At 42.6% G+C, this 8,718-nt stretch carries 8 protein-coding genes; 4 read left to right on the forward strand and 4 right to left on the reverse strand.

Annotated features, from left to right (window positions below; all coding sequences use genetic code 11):
• The first annotated feature begins 12 nt into the window (after nt 1-12).
• The 3 genes from astA (at nt 13) to AB4298_RS20330 (ending at nt 3,457) form a co-directional block, all read left to right on the forward strand.
• Nucleotides 13-1,032 (forward strand): arginine N-succinyltransferase, encoded by a 1,020-nt coding sequence (astA, locus tag AB4298_RS20320; protein WP_249000760.1) that lies wholly within the window; start codon nt 13-15, stop codon nt 1,030-1,032.
• 9 nt (nt 1,033-1,041) lie between these two features.
• Nucleotides 1,042-2,502, forward strand: coding sequence for a succinylglutamate-semialdehyde dehydrogenase (gene astD / locus AB4298_RS20325; RefSeq protein ID WP_249000761.1), 1,461 nt, complete (start codon nt 1,042-1,044; stop codon nt 2,500-2,502).
• Nucleotides 2,503-2,659: 157 nt separating this feature from the next.
• Entirely contained in the window at nt 2,660-3,457 is a 798-nt protein-coding gene (locus tag AB4298_RS20330; RefSeq protein ID WP_371988172.1) for a DUF1338 domain-containing protein, read from the forward strand.
• 71 nt (nt 3,458-3,528) lie between these two features.
• Here the strand turns inward: AB4298_RS20330 and AB4298_RS20335 are convergent, their stop codons facing one another.
• The 4 genes from AB4298_RS20335 to crp all read right to left on the reverse strand — a co-directional run bounded on the left by AB4298_RS20335 (nt 3,529) and on the right by crp (nt 6,688).
• Nucleotides 3,529-4,854, reverse strand: a complete 1,326-nt coding sequence (locus AB4298_RS20335; protein ID WP_249000763.1) for an ATP-binding protein — start codon at nt 4,852-4,854, stop codon at nt 3,529-3,531.
• Nucleotides 4,851-5,525: a response regulator transcription factor gene (locus tag AB4298_RS20340; RefSeq protein WP_249000764.1), complete on the reverse strand. Its 675-nt coding sequence runs from the start codon at nt 5,523-5,525 to the stop codon at nt 4,851-4,853. The genes AB4298_RS20335 and AB4298_RS20340 overlap by 4 nt, the downstream gene beginning before the upstream one ends.
• A gap of 109 nt (nt 5,526-5,634) precedes the next feature.
• Complete coding sequence (locus AB4298_RS20345) at nt 5,635-5,970, reverse strand: PepSY domain-containing protein (RefSeq protein ID WP_249000765.1); 336 nt, start codon at nt 5,968-5,970, stop codon at nt 5,635-5,637.
• An 82-nt stretch (nt 5,971-6,052) separates the two neighbouring features.
• Nucleotides 6,053-6,688 carry a cAMP-activated global transcriptional regulator CRP gene (gene crp, locus AB4298_RS20350; RefSeq protein ID WP_012156707.1) on the reverse strand — a complete coding sequence of 212 codons (636 nt, stop codon included), beginning with the start codon at nt 6,686-6,688 and terminating at the stop codon, nt 6,053-6,055.
• 472 nt (nt 6,689-7,160) lie between these two features.
• Between crp and AB4298_RS20355 the strand changes: the two genes are divergently transcribed.
• Nucleotides 7,161-7,943 carry a tetratricopeptide repeat protein gene (locus AB4298_RS20355; protein WP_371988175.1) on the forward strand — a complete coding sequence of 261 codons (783 nt, stop codon included), beginning with the start codon at nt 7,161-7,163 and terminating at the stop codon, nt 7,941-7,943.
• Nucleotides 7,944-8,718: the final 775 nt, after the last annotated feature.

An 8,718-nucleotide genomic window follows, 5' to 3' on the forward strand; every position in this document is an offset into this window, starting at 1 on the left:
GGAGACTCCTAGATGTTAGTTATACGTCCAATCCGATCGACCGACTTCGAAGCGCTGTACCAAATAGCGCAAGAGTCAGGCCACGGATTCACATCTCTACCAGTGAATGAAGAGCTACTTAGAAGTAAGATTGCTCGAGTAGAAGAATCGTTTACCAAGCAAGTTGATAAGCCGTTTGATGAAGGCTATTTGATGGTATTAGAAGATACTGAAACCGGTGAGGTTGTCGGCACTTGTGGTATTGAAGCTGCCGTTGGCATGGTTGACGCTTTTTATCATTATCGACTCGGTACTGAGGTTTATCATTCAGAGCAAATTGATGTTCGCAATGAGGTTGAAACCTTAACGCTATGTCATGACTACACTGGCGCTGCAGAACTTTGCACTCTGTTCTTACGTAGTAGTTACCGAAAAAATAATAATGGCCGCATGCTTTCGCGTAGCCGCTTCCTGTTTTTAGCCCAGCATGCACAGCGCTTTGGCGAAACAGTGATAGCTGAAATGCGAGGTGAAAGTGATGAGGAAGGTAATTCACCTTTCTATGGTTGGTTACAAGAGCACTTTTTAGGTATCGACTTTGTTAGAGCTGATTACTTATCGGGATTAAGCCAAAAAGCCTTTATGGCCGAGATGATGCCAAAAAATGCAGTTTATGTTTGTCTATTACCTAAAGAAGCGCAGAAGGTCATCGGTGAAGTACACGCCAATACCCGCCCAGCACTAAATCTATTGCAAGCAGAAGGCTTTAGATGCCGCGGCTATGTCGATATTTTTGATGCCGGTCCAACGGTTGAATGTCATCTAAACGATATCCGCTCTGTACGCGAAAGTCGTTTACTGACGGTGACCATAGGTGAAACACCAAGCGATGCCACAAGCTATATCGTTTCAAATACTCAACTTGCTAATTACCGTGCTACAGCTACAAATTTAGCTGTATTAGACGACAGTGATGACGTGATCTTAGATGCAGAAACCGCTGCAGGCCTGATGGTTGCAAATGGTGAGCAGATCCGCGTTTTGCCAATGTAGGAACAGAAAATGACACAATTTATTGAAGGAAAGTGGGTTGCCGGTTTAGGTCACGATGTGACATCAATTAACCCTGCTAACCAAGAAGTGATTTGGAATAGTAAGACTGCGACTCCTGAGCAAGTCTCTACAGCTGTTGATGCAGCGCGTAATGCACAGTTTGATTGGTTTATGTTGGGCTTTGAAGCTCGCTTAGCGATTGTTGAAGCTTATCGTGATCAACTTGAAGCAAATAAAGCTGAAATGGCTGAAGTGATTGCGCAAGAAACGGGTAAGCCACAATGGGAAACCGCTACTGAAGCGGGTGCGATGATCGGCAAAATTGGTTTGTCAGTAGCGGCTTATAATAAGCGTACTGGCACGACAGAGAACGATACGCCTGCTGGGCGCGCAGTACTGCGTCATAAGCCACACGGTGTGGTTGCTGTTTTTGGTCCGTATAACTTCCCTGGTCACCTACCAAATGGCCACATCGTCCCAGCATTACTTGCGGGTAACACCGTGGTATTTAAGCCATCAGAGTTGACGCCAAAAGTTGCCGAGCTAATGCTTAAACTTTGGGAAAAAGCGGGATTGCCTGCGGGTGTGATTAACCTAGTGCAAGGTGAAGTCGAAACAGGTAAGGCACTTGCTGCTCATCCTCAAATTGATGGTTTATTCTTTACTGGTAGCTCACGTACCGGTCATATCTTGCATCAGCAATATGCGGGCGATCCAGGTAAGATTTTAGCGCTAGAAATGGGCGGTAATAACCCTCTCATCATTAAAGATGTTGCTGATACTAAAGCTGCTGTACATGACATTATTCAATCTGCTTACATCTCAGCCGGCCAGCGTTGTACGTGTGCCCGCCGCCTCTATGTAGAAAAAGGTGCAGCAGGTGATGCATTAATTGAGCAATTAGTTGCTGCTGTAAAGCAAATTCAAGTGGGTCCATGGAACGCGCAGCCACAGCCATTTATGGGATCAATGATTTCAGAGACTGCCGCTAAAGGCATGGTTGCAGCGCAGCGTAACTTAGTTAACCTAGGCGGCAATGTGTTAGTTGAGTTAACTCACATGGAAGCGGGGACAGGTTTGGTTTCTCCTGGTCTAGTCGATGTCACTGATGTGATTGAATTGCCAGATGAAGAATACTTTGGTCCATTACTGCAAGTCGTGCGTTACAGCGATTTTGATCAAGCTATTAAGCTTGCTAACGCAACGCGCTACGGTTTATCTGCAGGTATTTTGGCCGATAGCCGCGAAGACTATGATTATTTCTTAGCACGTATTCGTGCGGGTATCGTTAACTGGAACAAGCAGATCACAGGCGCTTCTGGCGCGGCACCATTTGGTGGGGTCGGTGCATCAGGTAACCACAGAGCAAGCGCATTTTATGCTGCTGATTACTGTGCTTACCCTGTTGCATCAGTGGAAGCTGACGCAGTAAGCCTACCTGCAACACTGAGCCCAGGTTTAAGCCTGTAAGCTTAGTGACAAATTCAAAAGGGAAGCGCTCGGGGCGCTTCCCTTTTGTTTATTATGACAAACCAAGCAAGCACTATCCCTATAACGTGTACAGCCACGTGCGCTAAACCAAACTAATAAATAAACAGGTCAGCATGTCGGCGTAAAGGAGTTAACAATGCACACGAATGTAAACGCGCTATTTGAAGCACTTTGGCAAGACTATATTGAAATGACACCATCGGCAGCGAAGGTCCACCAATTATTGTCTAAAGGCGATACGATAATTAATGATCATATTGCACTACGTACCTTTAATATCGCCAAAGTAAACCTTGAAGTACTGGCTGAGCATTTCGAATCAATTGGTTATGTAGCATGTGGTGACTATAAGTTTGAGGCTAAAAAGCTCAACGCTAAGCATTTTGAACATCCTGATAGTACACAACCTAAAGTGTTTATCTCTGAGCTGTTAGTTGAAGAGTTCAGCGATGAGCTACAAGCAACCGTTAAGGGCTTGATTGAACAAATCGATACAGCAGCAACTACTGCAGATAATTTCCTATATTCAGGTCGTCACTGGCAGTTGGATAGCAAAACTTATGAGGCATTATTAGCTGAAAGCGAATATGCTGCTTGGGTTGCTGCATTTGGTTATCGTGCTAATCACTTTACCGTTTCAATTAATCACTTGCCAGGCTATGACACCATTTTTGAAGTGAACGATGCGTTGAAAGCGGCAGGCTTTGTATTGAATGCGTCAGGTGGTGAAGTTAAAGGCACACCTGAAGTATTACTTGAGCAGTCATCAACTATGGCAGACAAGATTGAAGTGAGCTTCTCAGACGCTGTGGTTAGCATTCCAAGCTGTTTTTATGAGTTTGCTCTGCGTTATGCCAAAGCCGATGGTGAGCTTTATACAGGCTTTGTAGCAGCCTCTGCGGATAAGATTTTTGAAAGTACCAATGTGAACTAGGCATTAGTTCACCGTGGGCATAAAAAAACCGGAAGTGATTCCGGTTTTTTTATGGATGATGAACTTTAAAATTAGAACAATAGGGTTACTTTAAGTCCCGACAAGCTTTGGCTATGTTCAAACTTAAGCTCAATTTTGTACTGCTCAGCAATATCTTTAACAATCGACAAGCCTAAACCGTGGCCCATGGTTGCTTCATCGAGGCGTTTACCTCGGTGAGTCAATAAGGCTAGCTCCTCGGTTTGCACGCCTGGACCATCATCTTCAATGCTTAGCTTAATTTGCTGATTTTGGTTGCTAATACACACTCTAATTTCAGTATTAGCCCACTTATAGGCGTTATCGAGTAGGTTTCCCAGTAACTCCATACCGTCTTCTCGATGCATTGGTAACCTAGTGACTGCTGGAGGGATATCAAAGCGGCAATGAATCGATTTTGTGCGGTGTACCTTATTTAGGGTTTGCGCTAAGTCTTCAAGATCCTTAGGTAACTGCATTTGCGCCGCTGGCAGCATATCACCAGTAATTCGCGCTGCAGCTAATTTTCGCTCAATCATCTTGTGAACTAAATCAAGCTGCTTTTGCAGTGCCTCCGCTGAATCAGGATCTTTTAAGTACAGGGCTTCGACTTGCTGTTGCATTACTGCTAGCGGCGTTTTAAGACCATGGCTCAAGTTACCTAGATTATTGCGACTACGTTCGATTTGTTTGCTTGAGTATGTGAGTAACTCATTGTAATTTTTAGCTAACGGCTGAAGTTCAAGTGGAATGGAGTTCAAATCGAATGATGAAATCTCGCCTTCACGTAGTTTAGCTAAGGTATCTTTCATTTGGTTAACGGGCTTAAATGATTGGCGCAGCACCAAGAAAATCCCCATGATCATTGCCAATAGCATAGCTAAATTTACAATCAACTTGGTGCCATAAACTTCGCTGAAAACTTTGCGACCAATACTTAAATCCTGCGCTACCGTTAGGGTGGCACTCAGTCCTGAAGTTTCTGATTTTAAGCCAATAGACAGTAATTGAATATCGTGGTTTTGTGGACCTTTAGTTTGCCATGCGCTAGTTTCGCCTTTTTCTAGATCAGCGACTTCTAAACGTTGATCCCATAACGAGCGTGAGCGTAACTCTTGTTCAGGTAGATCGAGTTGGTAATAACGGCCTGAGTAGACCGGGCGATAAAAGCTGGAGAGTTGGCTTTCATCAATTCTAAAGGTGCCATCCTCTAAATGAGTAGCAAGCAGTACTTGCTGCAGATCTTCCTGCAAGCGCGCAATGATAGAGTCGTGAAAAGCTTGCCGCAGCATCGATTCGAAAAAAATGATGCCAACGGCGGTAGAGATGACCACTAAGCCTGTTAACCACAGGCTTAGCTTGGTGCGGATGGATATCATTGTTGCAGACCGTGGAAAATGTACCCTTGTCCGCGTCGTGTTTCAATGGCTGTTTTGCCAAGCTTTTTACGTAGATGAGTGACATAGACTTCAACTACGTTACTCTCTTTTTCATCATCAAATTGGTACAGCTTGTCTGTTAGTTGAGCTTTAGATAATAGTTTTTTCGGCGACATAAGGAAGATTTTTAATAATCTGAATTCCATCGCGGTAAGCTCAAATGTTTGCTCGCCAACGGTCACTGATTGCTGGCTTTCATCGAGGGCTACACCAGCATAAGTTAATTGCTTGTTTGGGGTGTTGGCTTTGCCATGAGCGCGCTGGATAAGCGCTTGAATACGCACTAACAGCTCTTGGGTATGAAATGGCTTACCTAGGTAGTCGTCGGCGCCAGAGTTAAAGCCTTCTACCTTTTCATGCCACTGGCTACGTGCAGTAAGCATAATCACTGGAGTATGAATACCTTGTTCGCGCCAAGTTTCTAATAGCTCTAAGCCATTACCATCAGGTAAACCAATATCCAAAATAACGCAATCATAATTGGTTTCTTTGATTAGGTAATCGGCCTCACTGACTTTGTCTGTTGTATCTGTAACATAACCGGCTTGTTTAAGTTGCTTAACCAGCTCTTCAACTAATAGGGTGTTGTCTTCAACAAGAAGTAATTTCATAGAGTGCTCTCAATGGTGCCCTGTATGGTAACAGGCGATTTACAGCATAAATTCATGTTAACTCAAAAATACTATTTCAGTGAAATTAGATTTGATTTTAAAGCCATTATTATACTTTTTCAGGAGTACAGCTGGCGGGAAGTCTGGTCGGCTGAGCCAGTTGGCCGGTCCTAGCGTCAAGCAATAGCTCGACTAGCTGATCTTTATTGGTACGTATTTGGATTTCGTAACGCCAATTGCCTTGATCTTGATAAAGGTGGGCGTCGATAAGTTTGCCATGGCACATGGCTTGAATACTGGTGAGCGTGACATCGAGTGACAGAATTTGGCCACTATTAACTAAAGTCTGAGCTTCGTAATGCTGAATTTCAATTTTTTGATTAGCTAACGCTGCAGGCAGGTGTAGCATCGCAGCCCATAGGCATAAAGATAATGCTATTTTCACGCTGAACTCCTAATAAAAAAATGGCCTGAGATAATCTCAGGCCACTTTATAGAAGCTGTCTTAAACCGAGCTTAATACTGGCTTAGCGCGTTCCGTAAACTACGATAGTTTTACCGTGAGCTTGAATAAGGTTTTGTTCTTCAAGCATTTTCAAGATACGGCCTACAGTCTCACGAGAACAACCAACAATTTGGCCAATCTCTTGACGAGTGATCTTGATTTGCATGCCATCTGGATGCGTCATAGCATCTGGCTGCTTTGCAAGGTGAAGTAATGTTTGTGCAATTCTTCCAGCGACGTCAAGGAAAGCAAGATCGCCTACTTTTTGACTTGTGCTGTGCAGACGGTATGCCATCTGAGAAGAAAGCTTCATTAAGATTTCTGGGTTAACCTGAATCAATTGCTTGAACTTTTTGTAAGAAATTTCAGCAATTTCACAAGCTTGCTTAGCACGAACCCAAGCAGTACGTTCAGCTTGCTCTTCAAACAAACCAAGCTCACCAATAAAGTCGCCTTGGTTAAGGTAAGAAAGAATCATTTCTTTACCTTCTTCATCTTTAATTAAAACGGCTACAGAGCCTTTAACGATGTAGTAAAGCGTATCTGAATCTTCACCAGCGTGGATCAAAGTACTTTTGGCTGGATATTTATGAATGTGACAGTGTGATAAAAACCATTCCAAAGTCGGATCTGGTTTTGGCTTTCCAATCAGAGCCATGCCTATGTTCCTCGGCTGATTTACATTAAAAGTAAGAATATGCTAATTAAGCATCTTACGTCAATTAAGTGATTAAAACCTTGATAGAAGTCTTATTTTAGACTGAGTTTATCAAAGCGGAATAACCATTTAGATATAGTGTATTCTGATACATTAGTGATATATGTCAACTGAATCCGCAACTAAGCCTATTTGCAGCGTTAACAATTAGGCTTACATCACATCTTGTTACAAATACGCAGGGTCGCTAAGTCAGAGTGAGTCGTAGCTGTGGTGTACAAAATGCGCACTCGAAATGCAAAAAGCACAAGAAGTTTGAACTTTATCAATAATAATGATTCTCATTAAGGTGGGCAAGTGATTTGTCCTCGACATTTTGGCTATTTTCTGGCTAACTTGATTGAAAATAAAATATAAAGTTACGAGTGCTCTACTCGGTATAAAGTTACTTTTTGAGTTGTTGGAGGCAGTTTTGAGTCATAGACCTTGGATTTTCAATGCAGTAATGGTCTTTTGCTTAGCATTAAGCAATAGCGCTAATGCGTTCTCGCTCCCACAACCTAAAGGCGCCGAAGAAGCTAGCCGTTCTGCTCATATTCAGTTAAAAGCAACTCAAGGTGATGCTGATGCACAGTATCTTCTGGGACTAATGTATTTATCTGGCCGCTATATTGCTCAAGACCGAGCTTTAGGGGCTAAATGGGTTACAGCTGCCGCAACTTCAGGCCATGTTAAAGCGCAGCAAACGATGGCTGATTTATCGTTTGAAGGCAGTTTAATAGCACGAGATTTATCCACTGCAGAGCAGTGGTATAGTGAGCTCAGTAAGCAGGGACATAAATGGGCTAATTTTAGACTTGGTTTTATCTATGCTGCTGGTGGTGAAGGGGTTAAGCGTAACTGTGGTAAGGCTGTTGAGCAGTTTAATGCAGTCGGTGATGAAGTGTCTTTAGGTAATATTGCATGGATTTTGGCTACCTGCCCTGAGGCGCAATACCGTAACGGAGACAAAGCGCTTGAACTGTCATTAGCGCTACTTGAAGCCAATAAACAAGACCCAACGAATTTAGATAACCTTGCCGCCGCCTATGCAGAAATAGGCGATTTTGATGCGGCTATTTCAACGCAACAAAAAGCGATTAAAGCGCTCAATCTAAGTGCTGATCACAGTAAAACCGCTGAGTTTAAGCTGCGCTTGAAAAATTATCAGAACGATAAGCCATATCGTGAAGTGTTGCCGTTAATTGCAGAGTAAGTCCCATTAAACACTTACGGATTAATCTTGTTTTTGGATAAACAGTTCTAAAAAGTAGCGTTAAATAGATAAGCTCCTAAGCGATTAGGGGCTTTTTTTGTACCTGAATTTAGCCATGAGAGACTTTTGGGGCGCATGAGTAAAAATGAATGATGGACTTAGTAAGCGTGAAAGTAGAATTTAATTTCAATAGGTGGTTCTCAGAGATAAAAATAGCTAGCAATCCTAAATTAATGCAGCGTCTTATAGTATTTTCAATCTTGATTCACGTAGGGTGACTAAGTACTGAAATCCTTTAAGTAACTGTTCTTCATCCGTGTTTATGTCTAGATTAACACCGGTGACCTTTTCTGCTTTCAGTATTAAAGCCTGTAAAGTTAGCAAGCTTATTGAGGCAGGATCGGGCGTGTGAGTAGCGATGGGCAATATCATTGCTACTGTCTAAGACTTCTTTTCTATGTACATTAAAGCTACTCATACGAGTGAAATATAACAAGAATGAAGCTGAAATTCATTTTTTAAGGGAAGTTTTACAAGGTAAGGTTAGCTAGCAATCCCAAGGAGATTAGCGGATCAAGCATGAAGGTGGAATACATTTTTTAAGGGAAGTTTTACAAGGTAAGGTCAGCTAGCAATTTCAAGGAGATGAGCGGATCAAGCATGACGGTGAAATTCATTTTTTAAGGGAAGTTTTACAAGGTAAAGTCAGCTAGCAATCTCAAGGATATGAGCGGATCAAGCATGAAGGTGGAATACATTTTTTAAGGGAAGTTTT

The sequence above is a fragment of the Shewanella sp. 10N.261.52.F9 genome, assembly GCF_041471165.1.
In the GTDB taxonomy this organism is placed as follows: domain Bacteria; phylum Pseudomonadota; class Gammaproteobacteria; order Enterobacterales; family Shewanellaceae; genus Shewanella; species Shewanella marinintestina.